The organism is Providencia sp. Me31A (genome assembly GCF_050487165.1).
Classification (GTDB): domain Bacteria; phylum Pseudomonadota; class Gammaproteobacteria; order Enterobacterales; family Enterobacteriaceae; genus Providencia.
On the sequence record NZ_JBKQGZ010000012.1, the window covers coordinates 134,590 to 153,994 of the forward strand.

The following is a 19,405-nucleotide window of genomic DNA, read 5'->3' on the forward strand; positions in this document are numbered from 1 at the left end:
TAGTCCCTATGCCTGACGCTTTCGCGTGACCACATATAACTTTTTACCTATAAGCCAGTTTGAACATGCTTGTGTAACAACATTATGTTTAAAAGTCGTAATTTGTATGTGTAAAAACATACTACTCGATAGTATGAAAGGAAATAATCAATGACGTCTGATACTTCAAAAAAAATCAAATTTTGCTCAACTAATTTTGCTTTCGCCGGACTCAAAACAACGACTCTGGTCTGGCTTATCTCTGGGCTTCTTATTATTCTTTTACTTTCAACTTGCTGGTTTTTCTTTAGCTCATTAAAGCAATATCAAACTGCGCTCACCAACCTCGATAATATCTATAATGAACAGACTGAGCTAAATAATACTTGGCAGTCTTTATTGCAAGTACGAAATACTTTAAATCGAGCAAATTCGCGACACTTATTGGTCATTAACAATATGAAAACATCAAATACTGACATTGATAGCCTCATTGAGTTTTATCATAAAAAGATGACAGAAACGGATGAACACTGGAAGGCATTTATGGCCTCTTCTATATATAAAGGCAGTAGCGCCTTTCCCCCATTAGAAAAAACCTACAAAGAATTATATATGGCATTAACTGAGCTTTCCGTTTTTTTAGTTCAAGGAAAAACCTATGATTTTTTAAATCAACCAACCCAAGGTTTTCAAGACGCTTTCGAAAAAAATTACACAAACTACCATCAGCACTTAAACGCCAGCTACCACGATATTGCCGTCGCCAGTAAACAACTATACAAGCAAAGTATCATTGGTTTAATTATTATTATTTCAATCATCACCTTTGTTACCCTGCTAATTCGCTTTATTTTACAGTTTTTCTTTATCCGCCCACTAAATCAAGTTATTGATGGCATTGAAAAAGTAAGTCACGGGATTCTTTATCATCGTTTTGATAATAAAGGGCTCTTAGAAATCAAACTACTTAAACAACATGTTTCTAGCATGCAAAGTAAACTTATTGATATTGTTAAAAATATTCATGACAACACTCATCTCATAAAAGTCGAGTTAAGTGATATCACTCAAATGAACCATGACTTAACGATTCGAGCAGATCAACAAGCTGCTGCTATTGTAGAAACGGCGGCAAGTGTTGAAGAGCTAGATTCATCATTTAAATTAAACACTACCCATACTAATCAATCGCATCAACTGATGTCAGCAACAAGTATAACAATTGAGAAAAGTAATGAATTAATTTCTGATGTTGTAGAAAACATGGATGATATCATTGATTTTTCAAAAGAAATTAGCAAGATAACTTCAACCATAGATAATATTGCATTCCAAACTAATCTATTAGCTCTGAATGCCGCAGTTGAAGCCGCTCGAGTAGGAGAACATGGTAAAGGGTTTGCTGTTGTTGCCAATGAAGTTCGCGAGTTATCAATCAGTTGTACTCAGGCATCAAAGGAAATCAAACTTTTGATTAATAACTCAAACGATAAAATCAACCATTGTTTCCAGTTAGCCGCTGATGCAAATGACAATATCGTGTCTATTGCACAAGATACCTCTAACATCAACGAAATGATCCAGAGTGTTGCACTTGCTTCCAATGAGCAAACTCATGGTGTAAGCCAAATTCATTTAGCTATCAATGAATTAGACAAAACAACACAAGCGAATGCGTTTATGACTCGAGAGCTACAATCATCTTTAAAAGCATTAGAATCTCAATCAGATTTACTTGAAGAGATAATTTCTATTTTTCATACAGAGCCTAAAGATGAAATTAACTTAGAAAATAGTGATATTAACGCAATAAAAAAAGCAAATGAGCTTGCTTGATAGCCTTTATCTCATGTGTGTTGGCTATCCTAGCCAACCTCCCTTATTCTTTCGTCCTTACGCCCCAATTTCATTGTTTTTTTAAAAAATCATTTTACTCTTACGTTTTACTCACATTGAATAATCTTTACAGCATATCTGATATAACATATTGCGATTACTTCTAATAAACATGAGCTAATGATGACCATAAAAATTACTGTGTTAGTTGATAACAATACCCTAATTGATAGCTACTTTTGTGGAGAGCCTGGGGTTTGCTACCATATTGAGGCTGATAATAAAAAAGTCTTATTTGATACAGGCTATTCAGATATCTTTATTAATAATGCACATATCTTAAATATAGATCTTGCTAACATCACTGACCTTGTACTTTCTCATGGTCACAACGACCATACGTGGGGCCTAAGCCATTTAATTCAACACTTTGATCGTCGTAACACAGAGCGCTCAAAAGTTAAACATCTTATTTACCACCCTGACGCATTATTACCCAAAAAATTCCACTCTAAGGTAATTGGTGCCAATATTCCTAAAGATGTTTTAACCGCCTATTTTAGTTGTGTAGAAACAAGTGAACCTTATTATATTTCTGAAAATATCGTCTTTTTAGGACAAATCCCTCGTAATAATAGCTTTGAAGGTAAAGAGCCCATTGGAACGACCATAGATAATAATAGTAATGAAGTTGACGATTATGTACTTGATGATTCTGCCCTAGCAATCAAGACATCGGAAGGGTTGATTATTATAACTGGTTGCTCTCACTCAGGTATTTGCAATATTACAGAATACGCAAAACAAGTAACAGGCCTAAATAAAATTGTCACCGTAATTGGTGGCTTTCATCTACAACAAGCCTCAAAAGAAGTTTTAGAACATACTGGCAATTACTTCAATCAACAAGAGTTGACACATATCCACCCATGTCACTGTACCGACCTCAATGCAAAAATATATTTAGCAAAGCATGCTCCCGTTCAAGAAGTTGGTGCCGGATTACAATTAATCTACCCAAGCTAACATCTCATTTATAACGCAAACTTCTAAGCTGTGCTGACATTCCACTACCATTGCTTTACAGCGTAATGTCAGCCTTTTCATGATAGAAATAAATGATAACTAGGTTCTTGAGCCTAAATCCGCATCGTCTCCATTTCCTTTAACCATTCTTGTTAATTCTTCACAACGAACAATTTTTTCATTTACTAAATGAAAACACGCAAATACTTCAAATTCACTGATACTACCATCTGTCTTGATCGCTTTAGCTAAATGTTGTGTATGAACACAACCTTCCCCTTCTGCAATGGACTTAATTGTGATAGTAATTGAGCGTGTTACATTTTTCAAAGCTTGTAAGTGTTCGACAAACTCATTAAATTCAATTTTTTTACCATCAACAATTTGGACATACTGTTCTGAAAAATACTGCTGAATGGTTGACAGTGATCCAATTTTTTCACCTAAAACTGCATTTAATGCATTTTTTACTAGTTGTGTATTATTCATTTTTTTCCTTATTTACAAGCAAATATCTCTAACTGTTATGGGTGTAATATTTTCTATTTCAAGGAAAATCTAGATATTTTTAATAATATTTAGAATATTGGATAGTCAACCATATTGCTGAAATCACATCAAAAAGTAAGAAAACATTCATTTTCATGAATTTATATCATTCTTATCAGTGAAAACGCTATTTTTCACTGATAAATCTAAAGTTTCAGGTAACCAAATGCACGCGACCTGAAATTATATTCATATTTTTCATAGATATATATAATAAAATCAGGTACTATACTTATCAATCTCATTTAGATTTTACTCTATGATTTTTAATTAATTTTTAAAAATTATGAAGTTATGCTTGTTTAGAGTGTTTTTTTAATTGAGAACGCCCCCCTATATAGTTAACAGAAAAACACAACACCTTGTTTTTACTGTTAAAGTAATTGTTTTTTTATATAAAGGAGTGTTCGTGCTGGAATATCATTTAAATATATTTATTCGGGCTGCTTTTATTGAGAATATGGCTCTCAGTTTTTTTCTAGGTATGTGCACTTTTTTGGCCGTATCTAAAGAAGTTAAAACATCATTCAAGCTGGGGCTGACGGTTGTCACCTTACTCACAATTGCAACACCCATCAATAACTTGATCTATAACTATGCCCTCAGAGAGGGAGCTATAGCTGAAGGTGTTGACCTTACTTTTCTATCATTTGTTACTTTTATTGCAGTTTTAGCTGCTTTAGTACAAATATTAGAGATGTTCCTAGATAGGTTTATTCCTTCCCTCTACCATTCGCTCGGTGTATTCCTCCCTTTACTGACTATCCATTGCGCAATCTTTGGCGCCACTATATTTATGGTAGAACGAAATTATACATTTAGTGAGTCTATTGTGTATGGCGCAGGCTGTGGTATAGGCTGGATGTTAGCGATTATAGCCTTAGCAGGCCTGCGTGAAAAAATGAAATACTCTGACATTCCTAAAGGGTTACGAGGCTTAGGAATAACTTTTATAACAGTTGGGTTAATGTCTTTAGGATTCATGTCATTTTCTGGGATCTCGCTTTAATTCTAATCTAAAATGACATTTTGATAACTTTCCTCTCTGTTTGTCATATATAAATTAAAAATGTGATAAGGACTTCACTTTTTAATCCCCATACTGCTCCCCTTCTACTTTCAATTTTTTTGATTAGTCGCTACGACGGCACTGTTATATTTAACCAATAAAAATAAATTTACTATTGGTAGTTAGGCTAAATTAGGGGTTTATTATTATTCCTATTTTTACTCTGAATACATCCTGTTATTTGACTTAAAATAAAATCATAGGTGTTATCTAAAGATAGCCTATCTAAAAGATGGGGAAGTCATAACAACAGCCACAAATATAACATTTCCATTAGATACCCAAACATACGTTTTATTCGCTTCCACAAACTTACCTTACTGCTATAACTTTCCATATGCCCGTGGTGACTTTCATTTTATCGTATACTTGATTATTTTCCCTACAGAACCGTATTTTATCAATTTTATGCTGTCAGCTCATCAAAAGTGTAGTGTAGCATGATGGAACAAAAATAAATTTTTACTTGTTCTGATCATATACGACCTACACAGTTCCTGTAGTGAATTGAAATAATTACGATGAGTACTATGCCCAGCAATAGTGAAGTGGCTTTAGATTACTCAATTAACTCAATATATAATTTTCATAAGCCATTCAATGATTAAATAATAATCATACTTTCCCTTAACATAACGTGTTAATCTAACTATTATTGGTAGCTTTTATTTTCATTTCATCATATAAAATGTTGTATATTTAGCTCTATACAGTATGTAGTTCATCTTGTGTTATTTTCTAATAAGAGGATGTTGATATGAAAGTCTTAAAAGTAGTGTCATCCATATTAATCATGATTTTTATGGCATTTACCTTATCAGCCTGCGCCCCATCCGCTAAAAGTGAAGGCACTGGCGGCTATATAGATGACACAGTCATCACCACAAAAGTTAAATCCGCCTTACTTGCTGAAAAAAACCTAAAGTCCACACAAATAAGTGTAGAAACATTCAAAGGGCGAGTTCAATTAAGCGGTTTTGTTAATTCTCAAGCTGATATAAATAAAGCACTTGAAGCAACAAGACAAGTAGCTGGTGTACAATCAGTGGTTAACTCAATGAAAATTCGATAATATCTCTTGGCTATAAATACCGCTACTTAGAGGTATTTATAGCCATTTTTAATATAGTGAAGCTAGATCCGCACATAAAAAACTTAGGTAGAACCAGCCAAACAAGCTATATTATTTTTTAACTATTCCACAACTTCTTTTTCTTCTACCTCAGAAACCACCTCATCCATAAAATTCCCGACACTAACATTAAGTAATTTAAGAGCAACGATTAGTGTATCTAAATCTATCTTATTAATACCTCGTTCATAACGATACAACTGTTGTTCACTTTTACACCCAATGAGTTGAGTGAATTTTGGGACAGTATAACCTGCTGATGTTCTGAGCTCTTTTAGTTTACGTCCCGCCATAGTAGCTATCATGCAATTAGAATTCACTTATAAAACCTCTTTAAGTAGTCTGAAATATTAACGTCATGACACCTTAACTACTATAGCTGAAAATACATCTATATCCATAAGGGATGATTATATTTTGATGAAAACCAAACTAATTAAGTGTTTTTTTGATATAAATTAATATTACCGCTATTTTTATATGAAGTATTGATATAATTAACTGAATTTTTATCTTTATCTATTATTAAAATAATTTTAGCGTTACACTTTCTGTTCATTATATAAACAAAACAGTATGAAGAATTAACTAATATTCTATATCATAACCACATGCTCAGTTTTTTGTTGTCGTAGTTTATTATTACTTTTTTAGGTCCCCATCAAGAACAATAAAAAACCACATTTATATCACCTCCAGCCACAATAACAATTAATTAACAAAGGTGTTATTGCACATAACAAAATATAAGCCATATTACAATTTATATTATTTTTATTCTTCATTGCCTCTTTTACTTAAAAATAAAAAATCAGACTTAAATTTCTTACAAAGTAAAATTCCCTAACTTTAATGACGACATTCTAAATAATTACGGCCAAATTTAATATAGTTATATTTTAGCCTGCGATAAAATCACTCTATAAAAAATTATCATACTGATTTATTATTCCTACATTTTTGGTTGCAATAATTTTTTAATTGTAGATTACTTATCTTTATATTATATATCATTGCAAATAATATATTTAATTTAATTGAATGAAAAGAGAAAAAATTAATGAATGCAGTAAAAAAAAGAAATGAAAATCTTGGTAATCATATAAAAGAATTAAGAATAGTGCGTAACATACCCGTTAAAGTAATGGCGGATAAATTAAATATCCATGAGAAATGTTACATCGCATATGAATGTGGAGAAACATCAATCTACGCAGACCATTTGATGGTTATTTCTAAAATTTTAGGGGTAAATATAAATAAACTTATCAATTTTTACTTAAATACGTAAAGCTAGGCTAGAGACTCTTACTGTAACTCCCCTGTAAAATGATACAGCTCACTCGGAGAATTTATTTTAAACTAAAAACAAGTCAATCAATTTAAGTTCATTTGTATGCGTAATATATTTCTTAATGTAAGGGTTCTTTATGGAGTATAATGTCTTATCATGCATTATGTAGGATAAAATATGATACAAATATTAAGTAAGAAGCATAACGAGCAGCCATACTGGCCTACATTAAAACTAATACTAAGCTCACTGATCGTTCTTAATTTTTACCTAAGTTTCATGGAGATACATGAGGTTTTTTTACTTGGCAAAATATTTAATCTCACACTAATTCCCATGTTTGTTTTCATTGTTGCGTTTATCACTAAAAGTACTACGTGGGTAAACTGGCGAAATAATGTAGCCCCTGCGATAATCATTTATTGTACTTTTCAAACCATAGATTCTATCCCTCTTTATTTTTCAGGTGATCTTAGCCTAAAAAAATACATTTTATTCCCTCAAAATGGCGTTTGGTTCTTCCTTGCAACACCAATCTGGCAAGCTATTTTTTTGTTGTTACCTAAAACTATAAAAAACAATAAAGCCGCTTTGCTTTTTATTTTAGCTATCTCGTTAATTTTTTCTTATCTAGTCAATGACTACCGAGAAAAATCTTCTGGATTTTTTTCTATTATTTATTATTTTCCCTATTTTGTTCTTGCATACCTTATTAGTGAAAATCATATATCCTCTTTTAGAAATAAAAATATTTTTATCATTTTATGCATCACTACTCTTGCTATCATTGCGCTCTATTATCGCATTAATATCATTGGATTTATTTACAGGAAAAATGAATACGGTCTATACCTTTATGAAATTACTACTTATCTGTTTGATTTTCTAATTGGCATCTTGCTGAGCACAACTATTGTTTATTTTTCACTATCAACCAATCGATATGCAAAAGTTTCAAATAATGCACTAGGCATTTACCTAATCCATCCTATTATCTGTTTTGCTTTATTATATGGATTAAAGCAATTTGACACCCAGATAAACTTCCCATTGGTTATTTTTCTTACGTTATTGACAGTGACTATAGCACTCAAACTCGCTTCAAACTCTGTTATACATTGGTTTATCAGCCCTGTTATAACATACAAAAATAAACCTGATGGTTAATAGGGCACTCAATATAAATATACAATTAAATCTTGAATGTCATAGGTTACGAATACACATTACAATACAAAATATAGCTATTTGAGAGTATTAGGTATAATAATGGGAGTTTTTTACGCTCCCATTATTGAACTCCACGTTACAATATAAGCAATTAATCGAGTGGTGTAGATATACAATTTGAAAGAACAACTTCTCCATTCTCTTTTACCAATTCAGCTTTGTCTCCCTCTGTATTCAACACTAAAGACTCCTTACCGTTATCAGATTTATAACTAGCACCAGAAGCCACCACTATTTCTCTCATTGGTATAATTCTTTTGTCAAACCCAATCACAGCATAGCTATTTTGAACATCATTAATAAATACTGCATTAAACGTTTGATTTTTAGCACAGTTATAGCTCACATTGATAAAATCAGATGACTGATTTGAACTAGCCCATGCAGAAGCTGAAAGTAATGATGTTCCGATTATTGCTGTCAATATCAACTTATTCATATCCGCTCCTTACTCATTTTTACTTTAGGGATAATTATCGATTTAATTATAGTATAATATTAGCTACTTTGCGCTATTCTAGCTTTCATTAGAATTTATTCCGTAATTCTTAGTGACCGAATAAGCACGCTGCACAACAAAACCTCCACAGCATCTTTTATTGATTATTTAAAATCAACATCACCTCTTTTATTTACACTACTAATTAATTCTATAGCACGCTGTCATTCCCTTAGAAGGGAAGAAACGAAAATTTATATTAAATAAATGTTGGAAAATATTTAATAAGGATGATTGACTTGCTGAACCCAAAGAGCTAGTAGATAGTATTTTACTAAATGATAAACCTAATTTTTAATTTTTGCATTTACAAAAAATTACCAAGCTACTATACTCCTTGACTTTATAATTTTAGTTAAGGATTAACAAATGAATTGGTATTTGGACGTTATTAAAAACAATTACGCAAACTTTAGTGGTCGGGCTAGACGTAAAGAGTATTGGATGTTTACATTAATAAACACCATCATACTAGCCGTTTTATATATTATCATGTTTTCATCTATAGATTACAGTACAGGAGAAATGAGTGGTATAGGGAGCGTTGTATCAGTACTCATCCTTATATATGCTTTGGCTCTAATTGTTCCTAGCATTGCTGTATGTGTCAGAAGACTGCATGACACAAATAAATCTGGTTGGTTTTTTCTTCTCAATTTTATCCCTTTTGGTGGACTTGTTGTTTTCGTATTCATGTGCCTTGATAGTAATCAAGGTGATAACCGATTTGGCCCGAACCCTAAAGGCTAAATATCAAAGTGCGCCAGCTACTCTGGCTGGCGCGCTAATGTTTACTTTTACTAACTCAGACCTGACAATGACTGATTATATTAATACGGTTTTATTAGTTTACGATTAATCTACCATGTAATGGTTGAACTGGCCGATTATTTGAATGACCCAATGCTTTTTGAAATTTCGTTATTTGTTCTTTGGATGCTTTTATCGGCTGCTTCATGACCAACCAAACTACACCTTCAGTACAAGGTGGAGTCGTTAAAGAACCACTAAAACGATAATAACTTTTATCTTCTGGATAAAGCGATATTAAGTCAATGTTTTCACCTAATTCTTTTTCCTGATTTTTTTCTTCTGGTATATTACTCAACACCTGCTCTATGGCAGGATTAGCATCACCTTCTTCTAACATAATTGCGAGTACTGCGACTCCCCCATCATTTTTGGAGTGAACAAAATGCAGCTCTAGTGGATATTGTTTACCTTTTATTTCATTTTCACTTGGGCTATGAAAGTGAAATTGTTTTAATTGGTAGGTTGCCCCATCAATAGAAAAATCATCATCATCATTAACATTAATTTGTATTGAGTGCCCGTTATTGATAATTTTTTGCGCGTGCGTATGTATATTTATCGTTAATGGCGTTAATTTTCCATCAATAACATTATCAATATTAATCGGGGATTGGTTAAATCCACTTTCACAAACTTTGTATTCATCACTCAGTTTTCCCCAATTTTCAGGTGCTCCGCTACCCTCGTATGTCCATAATGAATTAGCTTGTGATGAAAACGCAAATGTGACCAAAACACATAATATAGCTTTATTATAACTCATGTGATAAGAACTCAAATTGTTAATATGAGTTCTAAAACTACACCTTGATTCACATAAATAACATCAGGATTTATCTTATAATCCAATAAAATTCCAACCTAAAAAATATAGTTAACATAAAATTCTGTATCGATGAAAACATTTCAGACAAACCAAATTTATCTCATCTTTTTTAGTACTTTCTTTCACTACTATTTCTATAGTCTTGCTAACAGAAAATAACCCGTAATAGCAGTTTTAAAGCTCATGGCACTATAGATATGGAGAAATATATAAAGCAACGACTTCTTTGTGGGGCCCTAAAAATTAACTTCTACTGACCTTTTAGTGGTCGAGAAGTGGATCTGCTTACATTCCTTATCATTACCTTTCGTACATGACTATAGAATTTAGATTAATTTATTGAACCTCGTATCCCAAGGTTTCCTGCTTTAATCAGAAATATACTTGCCAAAAAACCTACAAATGGGTAAAGCAAAAAAAGAATCCCTATATTTCTTTGAACTTTTGACCAAAGTAGTCGTTTATCTTTTTGCTTAACCATCATAACAGAATACCCTAGTAAGAAAGTTAGCATAAAAAACAAACAAACCACTAAACCAAGAACTAATATAACAATACCGTCACCTGTTGGTTCGTAAATTTGTTTTATTAAGCCAGCCATAGGCAATACGGTGCCCACAAAAGCAAAAAAAAACACCTGTTTTAGCTATGCTAACTTGCTTTTCAATTAAATTATCTTTAGTTTTCATTTTAATATTACGATTTATTGTTAATAATTTTTGATGGAAAATTGATTGTTATATGGAATCTATTTTCCTATTATCCTTAATGAAAACTCTACTCGCTTTAATGCTGCTATGTGAAAAAATAGAAGCTAACAAATAGAGTTTCACTGATGATCATTTAATATGATTAATTATGGCAAAGCATCATCCAAATACTATCAATTTTTTCAGATAACAATGCATCTTCAGCATCCTCTATAATAGGAAAAGAGAGCAGTATCAAACCTTTAGGAGGGGTATATACTTTTACTATGAACCGCTTGAATCCATCGGGTAATATATCCCGATTAAATGTGAACACCTCTCCACAAATATAACCCAATTCACCACCATTTGGGGTCTTTTTGTTATAAAAATATTCCATATTTTTAAATTCGGCTGCTTTGGGATAATCTAATAAATTAGAAACATTTATTTTTGTTTGTTCAATAGGGTCAAAATTAATTTTTTGGGTAACTGAAACACCAAATAAAAAAGAGCTTATCATTAAAAATAAAGCAATGAGACACCATCCAATCCATGTCTTATCTAACTTAATTCTCATATTCACCTATCCTTGTCCATTCAGTATTTGACGCCAATATGCCTAAAATAGCAAAATCCCCGCCACAAAAATGGCGAGGTTTCATTCTATAAGCTCGATGATAATGCATTATTAGCGTTATCATTGTAGAAAAGCCCCTATCTAGGAGCTTATTAAAAATTTACGATTATTCATTGATAATGGTTACGCGTTTCACATCAACTTCTAATGAAGCCCACTCTTTATCAATCTCTCCCTCTAAGCGGACTTTTGTCTCAGGTGTAACAACTTGCCCACGCCAACGCTTATCGTCAATGTCTACAGCAATTGAGCCTGTACTATCTTTAAACTCGTAAAGTTCTTTGCCTATTTGCTTAACAATATAACCTTCAAGTGAAACCCATGCATCATCAGGAAGGTCTTTCGCTTGTACAGCGGTTGTCACCGCTTGGTTTGTGGCAACAAAACCCCCTTTTTGCCCCACAATGCCATCATTCGAAACAAAACCACCAGTATGATTATTCGCCATAACACCAAATGATGCAGCTGATAATAGGAGTGCAATAATTGCCTTATTCATAATAATTCCTTTTGTCTGTTAATTTTGTATAGTCTATACATTAAATCTTAACAGAAACTTAAGGCAAATAATTAATTCTTTAAGTTATATATTGTAGATAACCGCACATGTAACTCTAATGAGCAGTAGGTATTATGTTAACTTCAGGTATAAAAAACCGCATTATGATCAATAGAGAAACTTTTTTAAAATACTTTATTGACATTCTTAACCTGACTACAACACTATTGAAAATTCAATGAACATCACACACTTATCGTACTTGATGTAGAACTAATGATACTGTCCGCCTAATAAAAACTAAGTCCGCGAAATAATCAGTATCAATTATTTGAAATAGAGGAAGTTTTATGTCTAGCCAATTTACTAGCCTTTATGCCCGAGCAACCCAGCTAGCTACTAAGACAAATATAAAGATATCGACTAATAACCTATATTTTAATAATAATCCTAACAGCAGCAATAGCGCTCAAATCCCACAAAGTACCATTAATAGATTAAAAGACCTCGCTAATCTAGGTGTAAAAAATCACGCTAACCTCAATCAATTAGTCACTATTTTTGAGAAGGGGGAGATGTTTCCAGTAATCATTCACCAGCAAGTTAATTCACTATTCCAGCAAAGCATAGTGCTGCTAAAACAAATTAGTCAAGGAGTTACCTCTGATTTAATCAAAGATAAAGTAAAACAAATACTCATATCATTTAAAGAAAATTCATCTTCATTACCAAATCAACAAGTCAGTAAAGATTTAAAACTTCTTTTACAAAAATTACTTAAAGAGTCTCACTCCCCGAATAGCAGTCGGCCAGATATGCAGTTAGCAAAAGACATGGCTGAGCTGATGTTGCGCCTAAACCAACAAATAAGCGAAAGTGAGCAATTAACCTCTGAACAATTAACCTCTGAACAATTGCACCTCATTCAGCAAGAGCAACAGAAAAAACAGCAGCAGAATGCAAAAGAAGAACATACTAACAAAGAAGAGATGCTAGATGCCGTCGAAGAGACAGAAGTTAGACTTATGTCAAATCGCATTAGCGGCTACATAGGCGAACCACAAATGCCCCACACACAAATTAAAAGCAAAGCGCTCTCTGGGTTAGAACTGTACAAGGGGGATAACCTATTTTCGCGTGGTTTAGCAATTCTCTTTGCCTTTATGAATATGCTCTCCACGCAATCAAATGGTCGTTTTTTTGATATGGAAAAAAATTCAGAAATAGCACGGAAAGCCCAGAAATTAGCCTCCGCTGTTGATGGTGTTTTTGCAAATGATTTAGATGGAGGTCGTTGGACATGGCATTCATTGAGAACACGACTAATTTCTTCACCTAATTCAGCTTTCCCTAATGATCCAAGCGGAGTAGTCAAAGATATTGCACAAAAAAACAACATAAATGAGTTTCAATTGAACAGCGACATTATCTTGGCCAACAAAAATGAGTGGAATAACAATGATTATCATTGGGAAACTAATTCTCGACATGAATTAAAAAAACTCTACCTCAACTTACCAGATGAAGATATTAACCGCTTGTTTACTGATAAAGGACTCCCTAATTATAATCAAGGGGATTTAACGGCAATAAAAGGCGCATTAGACAATAAAACCAATAGTGCTTCTGATTTTATTTCTACTTCTCAATTACAGTTACAAAAATTAATGCAGACATATAATGCATATGTTTCATTAATTAACAGTATGTAAACCATGTTATCCGATATGAATAAAATGATATCTCAAGGCTTTAAATAAAATACTAAATTACATTTTATTATACCTTATAATGTTTCAATTTTACTGTTGTATTATTGTACTGACGATAACACAATAATACCTTCGTATAGATAAAGATGGAAAAAAATGAATACATTGATAGAAAACTCATTAAGAAATCTCTCTATTGAATTTAACTCTGAGCTAAATATTAGTGATAAATTTGCTTATATAATTTTACCACATCATCATAATTTATTATTAACACTCATCTGGGAAGATAATGAGGATAATGATGAAAACCTAACATTGATATTATCCCTCGGCTATTTGAATAAACAGATTTCATCAACAGAGATATTCGATATGTTGGAAGTTAACTTGCCGATGGCGATAAATTATGGCCCCAAACTAACCTATTCACCAACCAGTAATTTGGTGACATTAATTGATAGCATCAATTATGTTGAGATAACCAGTTCAGACATAAGAGAAAAAATATTACCTTTCATACAAATTGGTGAAGAAATTTACAACAACATGAAGATAAAAAATATGATTATATTAAATGAGCCAGGTGAATAATATGCTTAATGACGATTTAATTCTTAACTTTGGAAAGTATATTGGTATCAAAAACTTAAAACTAGGCTTTCAACGCAGCTGCCAACTTATTTTCCCTGAAGAGAAAAGCATTTTAATAAATGAAGTTAACTCAGAAAACATTTTACTTAATTCTATCATTGGAAAAATGCCAGGCAACATAACAATAGAACACTCATTATATATTCTAAGTTTGAATATGTTATTTAAATATACCAACCAACCCTATTTAAACTGGGATCAAGAGAAAAAAATATTACTATTAACCCTACCTATAAATACTGAAGATATTGATATTTATGTGTTGGATAACCGAATAAAATCACTGCTTGCCGACACCCAGATGATCTTCAGTAATCTGCAAGAAAAAGGAATTTATATTACTACAATCGATTATTAATATACCTTATCTACTTAATCATCCTCTGGATCATAGGGGATGTTCATCACGATGCGCAATATTTCCGCAACAGGTTCAAAAAAATCAGAAGTGATGAACTCTCCTTCCTCAATATGGCGATTCAACCCCTGCGCTAATACAATATTTTCTACTACAGGGATACCTTCCTTTTCCGCCATTTTATTCATCCACTTAGCTCTTTCTCCTTCTCCTTTAGCAAGAACTTTAGGTAGCGGGCACTGCTTTGTATCAAACCATAGACAGATAGAAAGATGAGTTGGGTTTTTGATTACCACACTACTTTTACGTATTTTTTGCTGTACATTATCATGTTGTATTTCCCTATGTATCTCCTTACGTCGTTGTTTGATCTCTTGGTTACCTTCTGAATCTTTATATTCTTGTTTTACTTCTTCTTTTGTCATCATCAGCTGCTTCATAGTTCGGTGGCGCTGAAAACTATAATCCGCGATCGCAAAAATAATATAACAGACCAATAACCCAATAAAGAGTTGGAAACAGAGCATTGAAAAAAAGGGTAATCCACAGGTATAACCGCACAATGATATTTGTTGAAAAGCTGAAAAATGTTCTCTAATAATAAAGTAAAATATTGTCCCTATGATGGTGGTTTTCAATAAGGACTTCAGTAATTCAAATAAATTCGATGTTGAAAACATTTGTTTGATATTAGTAACCACATTAAGCTTCTTGCCAAACTCTTCAAAAACCTTGGTTGAAAATACAATTCCAACTTGAGAAAACAGTACAAATACTGTCACGACAAAAAGAAAGACAGCGAGGACACCCAAAATATTAGCCAGTTCCTTTCCCCATAAAACAGTAATATTTCCTATTGTATCCTCATTTAACATATTAATTTGATTTAATGTTTCGATGATTAATGCTTGCAGTGAATCTAACCAATCTGCAAAGAAAAATACAAATACGATAACCACTGTTGCTAATTGAAACCCAGAAATAACTTCAACACTTTTAACCACCTGACCTTTTAAGCGCGCCTCTCTTAGCCGTTTACTGGTTGGTTTTTCTGTTTTTTCACTCACAATTTCACCTTATATTAATAAATGATATCTTGGTAAATCATTTTTTGATAAAGAGCAATCAGTGTATCCACCAGATTATTCGCCCAGTCGTAGTAGCTGTAAAAAAGAAATGGAATGCTGATGATTAAGATTAATAACGCCAGTACACTTTTAATTGGCATCGCAATAAAAAAGACGTTCAATTGCGGTGCAGAACGATTCATCAATCCAATCCCTAGATCGGTTAAAATCATGATCACAACTGCTGGTAGCACAAAGCCTAAAGATAAGGCAATCATAATATCCCACTGTTTTATAATTAATGTTAACCAATGGGTACCGAAGTTAATTTCTGTTCCTGGAGGAATGATTTGGTATGAAATATAGAGGCTATCGAGAACATAATTAAGCCCACCGATTATAAAGAATAAAACCGTAAAAAGCTGGACAAATAAGATCCCCATAATCGTCCCAGAGTCTCCTAAACTAGGATTAATCAATGTGCCGATTGATGCCCCCCGTAGTGTATCAATAATAAAACCTGCGCTATCTAGTCCCCAAAAAGGCAACGCAACAGTAAAACCAATAATTGCGCCAATCATAATTTCTTGGATAACAAAACTCCAACTTCCAATGTTATTTATCTGACTTAAAATGCTATCATCTAAAAATAAGGGAATAATTGGGATCGAAAATATCAAAATAATTACGTTACGAATAAGAGCACTACCTAAGTTTTTACTGTTTAAAATCGGTAATAACAAAAATAATCCTAATGGCCTTAAAATAGAATAGAAAAGTAGTGATGGGTCAGTGAGTAATTTCTCAAACATTACCCCCCCTCCATTTTATCCATTTGATCAAAAACTAATATCGTATAATGATATAAGCTATCTCCTAGCCATTGGTAGGTCGCTACGAGGGTAATACAAACTGCAACTAATTTAATTAGAAATGGTAGTGTTTGGTCTTGTAGCTGTAGTAATGTTTGCACTAAGCTTATCAATATCCCAGTTACAGAAGCGATAATAACTGTAGGTAAAGATAAAAGTAATACAATCCACAGTAGCTCTATCGTTAGCTGGACAATTACGCGATCATTTAACATTATTTATAAAATGAAAATACCAGTTGAGAGAATAAACGTTCCCATCCGTCCACCATCACGAAGATTAATATTTTAAATGGGAGAGAAATCGTCATTGGTGATACCATCATCATTCCCATTGCAAGTAAAATGTTGGAAACAATTAAATCAATCGCAATGAACGGAAGATACAATAAAAAACCAATTTTGAATGCTTCAATTAATTGGCTAACCATAAATGCAGGTAAGATAACAAATAATGACTCATCTGTAATTTTCTCTCTCATTTGCTTTGGCCAAAATTGAGTCGCTTTTTCACTGAAAAATTCAATTTGTTTTTCTTGGGTATTTTGCTGTAAGAAAGCTCGCCAAGGATAAATAATTTTCATATCTACTTTTTCATATAAATTTTCATCTTCTAAGCTAAAAGGATCATTGCTTATATTATCTGTTATTTCGTATGCGACTGGAGCCATAATGAATAAACTAAGAATTAATGCCATTCCATAAATAGCCATATTTGGGGGGACTTGTTGAATACCAAGCGCATTGCGTAATAAAGATAAAATTATGGATATTTTCAAGAAGCTACTACCAACAACGACAATTAAAGGTAGAAGAGAGAGCGAAAATAGAATGATGATCAATAATAAGGGTTTATCACCAAATTCAAATTTTTCCATTTTAACTTACCAGCGCTTCTTTTTGTTGTATAATATTAAATTATTTACTAATGAATCTACACGAACAACCCAACAATCATTCATTTCAATTAAACTCCCGTAACCAATACAAGCACCATTAATCATTAATCGAACCCCTCCATTTAATGAGCTCGAGGCTGGTACTATCGAACCTGGAGCTAATTGAGCAATATCCGCTAACGATAAATTAATCATCCCAGCTTCAACAACCAGTGTTAACGGTAAATCATCCAGCTGAGTTATATCCCCATGCTCTACGGTTAACCCACTAATTTCATCGACCATATTTACGCTAACCTCTGTCGCACTCAATGTCATCGATATTCGTTTTTTACCGAATAACATCCAAACTTCATTTTTTCGTATATCTGAAAACGTATTAAACACTATTCCGTCGCCAGCTTTTAAAGACAAGCAATTTTTTAATGTTAAATTTTTCACAGCAATACTTAAAGGAAAACACAATTCAGGTACTGCAATAGTTTTCTCACAAGGGAGCCAATGCTTGGTTATTTGTAAAATTTGCGCAGCTTCCCAGCCTTTAAGTATTAATGGCAATTCTTTTTCTTCATGCTGTAATTTAATTATCAGCTGCCAACCAGCATCTAATTGGTCATGAGTTAAATTCTCAGGAACAAAGTCAGCAGCAAGAAAAAACGCGTGTGCATTTTCAAGGCTTAAACGGGTAAGTAATGGGTAAAACTCTGCATCGTAATGGTTAAGATCTATTGCAGGATAACCATCGGATAGCCACTCACTCCAGAGTTTATAATTCGTCCATATGGATTGTTTAGGATTATGTTTATTAGCCCATTTTAGGTCACAAACTGCATGATGCTCAATACAGAGAGTTATTTTATTGTCACTTGTTTTTCTACCACCACCAATATGCTGGCTTAATAGTTGCCAGTCTGAGTTAAGAAAATTTAGCATTTTCTAATACCTTAATTTCAATGATATATTGAGGGTAGCGCTGACTAACGCTCTTATATATATGCTCTTTAATATTTAATAATGTTGAAAAAGTAGGATGCTGAGTGTAAATTTCGATATTAATTTTGTTTTTTTTCCAATTCACATATAGTGTACAGCCTTTCATAGTGCCGTTCAGTAAACGCCATTGAAGCTTTCCTTCTCCCAGAAGTTTAATTTCTCTTTGGCTATCTTTAAATTCTTTTTTCCCTTGGTTAATCAGCGTATCAAAACAATTCTTCAAGTAGTCTGTCGTCCCTAGTGGGCTTTGCTGTTTTTTATCTTTATTGGATTTTTTATTTTTTCCACCGAGAAAGTGTTGAAATTGGTTAATATCAGCAATTTTTGTAACGTCCGCCTTATCCTCATTATCTCGATGATTAAATAGATAACGCATGTCATTAATTCGCATATTATTCTTCACTAATTATCCAATTTAATTTTTCTTGTTTAATACGCAGATTGCGCAGTTCCTGCAGAAGCTCCTTTTTTTCTTCTAACCAAGAATCGCACTGGTTCTCAATCGCTAAAATTTCATTTTTTAATCGGTTATCTTTTAGATAATAAGCTTTTAAGTTTTTTTGCAGCCGAGATAAATCATTTTTAGACAAATTTGTAAATGTCTCTTGTTTCAAAGCATCCCATTCATTTTTTTGGACTTCACGTTTTTGAAATAAGTTGGCTTGCTGAAATCGTTGCTTTTCATATTGTTGCTGGCCTTGTACTACTTGTTGGCGCAAACGTCTTTCTTTGTGGGCTTTCAATTTAATGATTTGATGTAACATTCT

The 19,405-nt window shown here is 32.8% G+C and carries 24 protein-coding genes; 10 read left to right on the forward strand and 14 right to left on the reverse strand.

What is annotated here, in order from left to right:
- Nucleotides 1-150: 150 nt before the first annotated feature.
- Entirely contained in the window at nucleotides 151-1,818 is a 1,668-nt protein-coding gene (locus ACLPIE_RS11915) for a methyl-accepting chemotaxis protein (RefSeq protein ID WP_430261832.1), read from the forward strand.
- A gap of 183 nt (nucleotides 1,819-2,001) precedes the next feature.
- A complete protein-coding gene (locus ACLPIE_RS11920; RefSeq protein WP_430261919.1) occupies nucleotides 2,002-2,844 on the forward strand; it encodes an MBL fold metallo-hydrolase in 843 nt (280 codons plus the stop codon).
- 99 nt (nucleotides 2,845-2,943) lie between these two features.
- On the opposite strand, the gene ACLPIE_RS11925 is transcribed toward ACLPIE_RS11920, so the two are convergent.
- Nucleotides 2,944-3,333 (reverse strand): nuclear transport factor 2 family protein, encoded by a 390-nt coding sequence (locus ACLPIE_RS11925; protein ID WP_430261833.1) that lies wholly within the window; start codon nucleotides 3,331-3,333, stop codon nucleotides 2,944-2,946.
- A gap of 469 nt (nucleotides 3,334-3,802) precedes the next feature.
- Here ACLPIE_RS11925 and nqrE point away from each other — a divergent pair, with 469 nt between their 5' ends.
- Both nqrE and ACLPIE_RS11935 read left to right on the forward strand, forming a co-directional pair.
- Complete coding sequence (gene nqrE, locus ACLPIE_RS11930) at nucleotides 3,803-4,402, forward strand: NADH:ubiquinone reductase (Na(+)-transporting) subunit E (RefSeq protein WP_430261835.1); 600 nt, start codon at nucleotides 3,803-3,805, stop codon at nucleotides 4,400-4,402.
- An 817-nt stretch (nucleotides 4,403-5,219) separates the two neighbouring features.
- Nucleotides 5,220-5,534, forward strand: a complete 315-nt coding sequence (locus ACLPIE_RS11935; RefSeq protein ID WP_430261837.1) for a BON domain-containing protein — start codon at nucleotides 5,220-5,222, stop codon at nucleotides 5,532-5,534.
- A gap of 122 nt (nucleotides 5,535-5,656) precedes the next feature.
- Here the strand turns inward: ACLPIE_RS11935 and ACLPIE_RS11940 are convergent, their stop codons facing one another.
- Entirely contained in the window at nucleotides 5,657-5,887 is a 231-nt protein-coding gene (locus tag ACLPIE_RS11940) for a helix-turn-helix domain-containing protein (protein WP_430261839.1), read from the reverse strand.
- Between the two features lie 767 nt (nucleotides 5,888-6,654).
- On the opposite strand from ACLPIE_RS11940, the gene ACLPIE_RS11945 reads away from it, so the two are divergent.
- Both ACLPIE_RS11945 and ACLPIE_RS11950 read left to right on the forward strand, forming a co-directional pair.
- Nucleotides 6,655-6,885 (forward strand): helix-turn-helix transcriptional regulator, encoded by a 231-nt coding sequence (locus ACLPIE_RS11945; RefSeq protein ID WP_430261841.1) that lies wholly within the window; start codon nucleotides 6,655-6,657, stop codon nucleotides 6,883-6,885.
- Between the two features lie 180 nt (nucleotides 6,886-7,065).
- A complete protein-coding gene (locus tag ACLPIE_RS11950) occupies nucleotides 7,066-8,055 on the forward strand; it encodes an acyltransferase family protein (protein ID WP_430261843.1) in 990 nt (329 codons plus the stop codon).
- Nucleotides 8,056-8,209: 154 nt separating this feature from the next.
- On the opposite strand, the gene ACLPIE_RS11955 is transcribed toward ACLPIE_RS11950, so the two are convergent.
- Nucleotides 8,210-8,557 (reverse strand): MliC family protein, encoded by a 348-nt coding sequence (locus ACLPIE_RS11955; protein ID WP_430261845.1) that lies wholly within the window; start codon nucleotides 8,555-8,557, stop codon nucleotides 8,210-8,212.
- 429 nt (nucleotides 8,558-8,986) lie between these two features.
- On the opposite strand from ACLPIE_RS11955, the gene ACLPIE_RS11960 reads away from it, so the two are divergent.
- The gene (locus tag ACLPIE_RS11960) at nucleotides 8,987-9,367 is read left to right on the forward strand and encodes a DUF805 domain-containing protein (protein WP_430261847.1); all 381 of its coding nucleotides are present in this window, start codon (nucleotides 8,987-8,989) and stop codon (nucleotides 9,365-9,367) included.
- A gap of 94 nt (nucleotides 9,368-9,461) precedes the next feature.
- On the opposite strand, the gene ACLPIE_RS11965 is transcribed toward ACLPIE_RS11960, so the two are convergent.
- The 4 genes from ACLPIE_RS11965 to ACLPIE_RS11980 all read right to left on the reverse strand — a co-directional run bounded on the left by ACLPIE_RS11965 (nucleotide 9,462) and on the right by ACLPIE_RS11980 (nucleotide 12,084).
- Nucleotides 9,462-10,193, reverse strand: coding sequence for a carbonic anhydrase (locus ACLPIE_RS11965; protein ID WP_430261848.1), 732 nt, complete (start codon nucleotides 10,191-10,193; stop codon nucleotides 9,462-9,464).
- Between the two features lie 394 nt (nucleotides 10,194-10,587).
- Nucleotides 10,588-10,857, reverse strand: a complete 270-nt coding sequence (locus ACLPIE_RS11970) for a hypothetical protein (RefSeq protein WP_430261850.1) — start codon at nucleotides 10,855-10,857, stop codon at nucleotides 10,588-10,590.
- 251 nt (nucleotides 10,858-11,108) lie between these two features.
- Nucleotides 11,109-11,525: a hypothetical protein gene (locus tag ACLPIE_RS11975; RefSeq protein WP_430261852.1), complete on the reverse strand. Its 417-nt coding sequence runs from the start codon at nucleotides 11,523-11,525 to the stop codon at nucleotides 11,109-11,111.
- A gap of 166 nt (nucleotides 11,526-11,691) precedes the next feature.
- Nucleotides 11,692-12,084 carry a YgiW/YdeI family stress tolerance OB fold protein gene (locus tag ACLPIE_RS11980; protein WP_430261854.1) on the reverse strand — a complete coding sequence of 131 codons (393 nt, stop codon included), beginning with the start codon at nucleotides 12,082-12,084 and terminating at the stop codon, nucleotides 11,692-11,694.
- 350 nt (nucleotides 12,085-12,434) lie between these two features.
- On the opposite strand from ACLPIE_RS11980, the gene ACLPIE_RS11985 reads away from it, so the two are divergent.
- From ACLPIE_RS11985 to ACLPIE_RS11995, 3 genes are all read left to right on the forward strand, one after another.
- Nucleotides 12,435-13,796, forward strand: a complete 1,362-nt coding sequence (locus tag ACLPIE_RS11985) for a hypothetical protein (RefSeq protein ID WP_430261856.1) — start codon at nucleotides 12,435-12,437, stop codon at nucleotides 13,794-13,796.
- A 156-nt stretch (nucleotides 13,797-13,952) separates the two neighbouring features.
- Nucleotides 13,953-14,390, forward strand: a complete 438-nt coding sequence (locus ACLPIE_RS11990; RefSeq protein WP_430261858.1) for a hypothetical protein — start codon at nucleotides 13,953-13,955, stop codon at nucleotides 14,388-14,390.
- Nucleotide 14,391: 1 nt separating this feature from the next.
- Entirely contained in the window at nucleotides 14,392-14,808 is a 417-nt protein-coding gene (locus tag ACLPIE_RS11995; protein WP_430261860.1) for a CesT family type III secretion system chaperone, read from the forward strand.
- A gap of 14 nt (nucleotides 14,809-14,822) precedes the next feature.
- Here ACLPIE_RS11995 and ACLPIE_RS12000 read toward each other — a convergent pair whose 3' ends face one another.
- The 7 genes from ACLPIE_RS12000 to ACLPIE_RS12030 are packed head-to-tail and all read right to left on the reverse strand — an operon-like array spanning nucleotide 14,823 to nucleotide 19,402.
- Nucleotides 14,823-15,875, reverse strand: a complete 1,053-nt coding sequence (locus tag ACLPIE_RS12000; protein ID WP_430261862.1) for an EscU/YscU/HrcU family type III secretion system export apparatus switch protein — start codon at nucleotides 15,873-15,875, stop codon at nucleotides 14,823-14,825.
- 14 nt (nucleotides 15,876-15,889) lie between these two features.
- The gene (gene sctT, locus ACLPIE_RS12005) at nucleotides 15,890-16,687 is read right to left on the reverse strand and encodes a type III secretion system export apparatus subunit SctT (protein WP_430261864.1); all 798 of its coding nucleotides are present in this window, start codon (nucleotides 16,685-16,687) and stop codon (nucleotides 15,890-15,892) included.
- Nucleotides 16,687-16,962 (reverse strand): type III secretion system export apparatus subunit SctS, encoded by a 276-nt coding sequence (gene sctS / locus ACLPIE_RS12010; protein WP_430261866.1) that lies wholly within the window; start codon nucleotides 16,960-16,962, stop codon nucleotides 16,687-16,689. Before sctS ends, sctT begins: the two co-directional genes overlap by 1 nt.
- Nucleotides 16,962-17,624: a type III secretion system export apparatus subunit SctR gene (sctR, locus tag ACLPIE_RS12015; protein ID WP_430261868.1), complete on the reverse strand. Its 663-nt coding sequence runs from the start codon at nucleotides 17,622-17,624 to the stop codon at nucleotides 16,962-16,964. Before sctR ends, sctS begins: the two co-directional genes overlap by 1 nt.
- Before the next feature lie 6 nt (nucleotides 17,625-17,630).
- Entirely contained in the window at nucleotides 17,631-18,578 is a 948-nt protein-coding gene (locus ACLPIE_RS12020; protein ID WP_430261870.1) for a FliM/FliN family flagellar motor switch protein, read from the reverse strand.
- Nucleotides 18,562-19,029, reverse strand: coding sequence for a hypothetical protein (locus tag ACLPIE_RS12025; protein WP_430261871.1), 468 nt, complete (start codon nucleotides 19,027-19,029; stop codon nucleotides 18,562-18,564). The genes ACLPIE_RS12020 and ACLPIE_RS12025 overlap by 17 nt, the downstream gene beginning before the upstream one ends.
- Before the next feature lies 1 nt (nucleotide 19,030).
- Nucleotides 19,031-19,402, reverse strand: a complete 372-nt coding sequence (locus ACLPIE_RS12030) for a hypothetical protein (RefSeq protein WP_430261873.1) — start codon at nucleotides 19,400-19,402, stop codon at nucleotides 19,031-19,033.
- Between the last annotated feature and the right edge of the window lie 3 nt (nucleotides 19,403-19,405).

What these genes read in the sequence shown, in the direction of transcription:
- ACLPIE_RS11965 (WP_430261848.1), bottom strand. Translation starts at nt 10,193, where the DNA reads ATGAGTTATAATAAAGCTATATTATGTGTTTTGGTCACATTTGCGTTT.
- ACLPIE_RS11975 (WP_430261852.1), bottom strand. Translation starts at nt 11,525, where the DNA reads ATGAGAATTAAGTTAGATAAGACATGGATTGGATGGTGTCTCATTGCT.
- ACLPIE_RS12020 (WP_430261870.1), bottom strand. Translation starts at nt 18,578, where the DNA reads ATGCTAAATTTTCTTAACTCAGACTGGCAACTATTAAGCCAGCATATT.
- ACLPIE_RS11915 (WP_430261832.1), top strand. Translation starts at nt 151, where the DNA reads ATGACGTCTGATACTTCAAAAAAAATCAAATTTTGCTCAACTAATTTT.
- ACLPIE_RS11990 (WP_430261858.1), top strand. Translation starts at nt 13,953, where the DNA reads ATGAATACATTGATAGAAAACTCATTAAGAAATCTCTCTATTGAATTT.
- ACLPIE_RS12030 (WP_430261873.1), bottom strand. Translation starts at nt 19,402, where the DNA reads ATGTTACATCAAATCATTAAATTGAAAGCCCACAAAGAAAGACGTTTG.
- ACLPIE_RS11940 (WP_430261839.1), bottom strand. Translation starts at nt 5,887, where the DNA reads ATGGCGGGACGTAAACTAAAAGAGCTCAGAACATCAGCAGGTTATACT.
- sctR (WP_430261868.1), bottom strand. Translation starts at nt 17,624, where the DNA reads ATGGAAAAATTTGAATTTGGTGATAAACCCTTATTATTGATCATCATT.
- sctS (WP_430261866.1), bottom strand. Translation starts at nt 16,962, where the DNA reads ATGTTAAATGATCGCGTAATTGTCCAGCTAACGATAGAGCTACTGTGG.
- ACLPIE_RS11980 (WP_430261854.1), bottom strand. Translation starts at nt 12,084, where the DNA reads ATGAATAAGGCAATTATTGCACTCCTATTATCAGCTGCATCATTTGGT.
- ACLPIE_RS12025 (WP_430261871.1), bottom strand. Translation starts at nt 19,029, where the DNA reads ATGCGAATTAATGACATGCGTTATCTATTTAATCATCGAGATAATGAG.
- ACLPIE_RS11945 (WP_430261841.1), top strand. Translation starts at nt 6,655, where the DNA reads ATGAATGCAGTAAAAAAAAGAAATGAAAATCTTGGTAATCATATAAAA.
- ACLPIE_RS11960 (WP_430261847.1), top strand. Translation starts at nt 8,987, where the DNA reads ATGAATTGGTATTTGGACGTTATTAAAAACAATTACGCAAACTTTAGT.
- ACLPIE_RS11985 (WP_430261856.1), top strand. Translation starts at nt 12,435, where the DNA reads ATGTCTAGCCAATTTACTAGCCTTTATGCCCGAGCAACCCAGCTAGCT.
- ACLPIE_RS11925 (WP_430261833.1), bottom strand. Translation starts at nt 3,333, where the DNA reads ATGAATAATACACAACTAGTAAAAAATGCATTAAATGCAGTTTTAGGT.
- ACLPIE_RS11970 (WP_430261850.1), bottom strand. Translation starts at nt 10,857, where the DNA reads ATGGCTGGCTTAATAAAACAAATTTACGAACCAACAGGTGACGGTATT.
- ACLPIE_RS11995 (WP_430261860.1), top strand. Translation starts at nt 14,392, where the DNA reads ATGCTTAATGACGATTTAATTCTTAACTTTGGAAAGTATATTGGTATC.
- ACLPIE_RS11950 (WP_430261843.1), top strand. Translation starts at nt 7,066, where the DNA reads ATGATACAAATATTAAGTAAGAAGCATAACGAGCAGCCATACTGGCCT.
- ACLPIE_RS11955 (WP_430261845.1), bottom strand. Translation starts at nt 8,557, where the DNA reads ATGAATAAGTTGATATTGACAGCAATAATCGGAACATCATTACTTTCA.
- ACLPIE_RS11935 (WP_430261837.1), top strand. Translation starts at nt 5,220, where the DNA reads ATGAAAGTCTTAAAAGTAGTGTCATCCATATTAATCATGATTTTTATG.
- ACLPIE_RS11920 (WP_430261919.1), top strand. Translation starts at nt 2,002, where the DNA reads ATGACCATAAAAATTACTGTGTTAGTTGATAACAATACCCTAATTGAT.
- sctT (WP_430261864.1), bottom strand. Translation starts at nt 16,687, where the DNA reads ATGTTTGAGAAATTACTCACTGACCCATCACTACTTTTCTATTCTATT.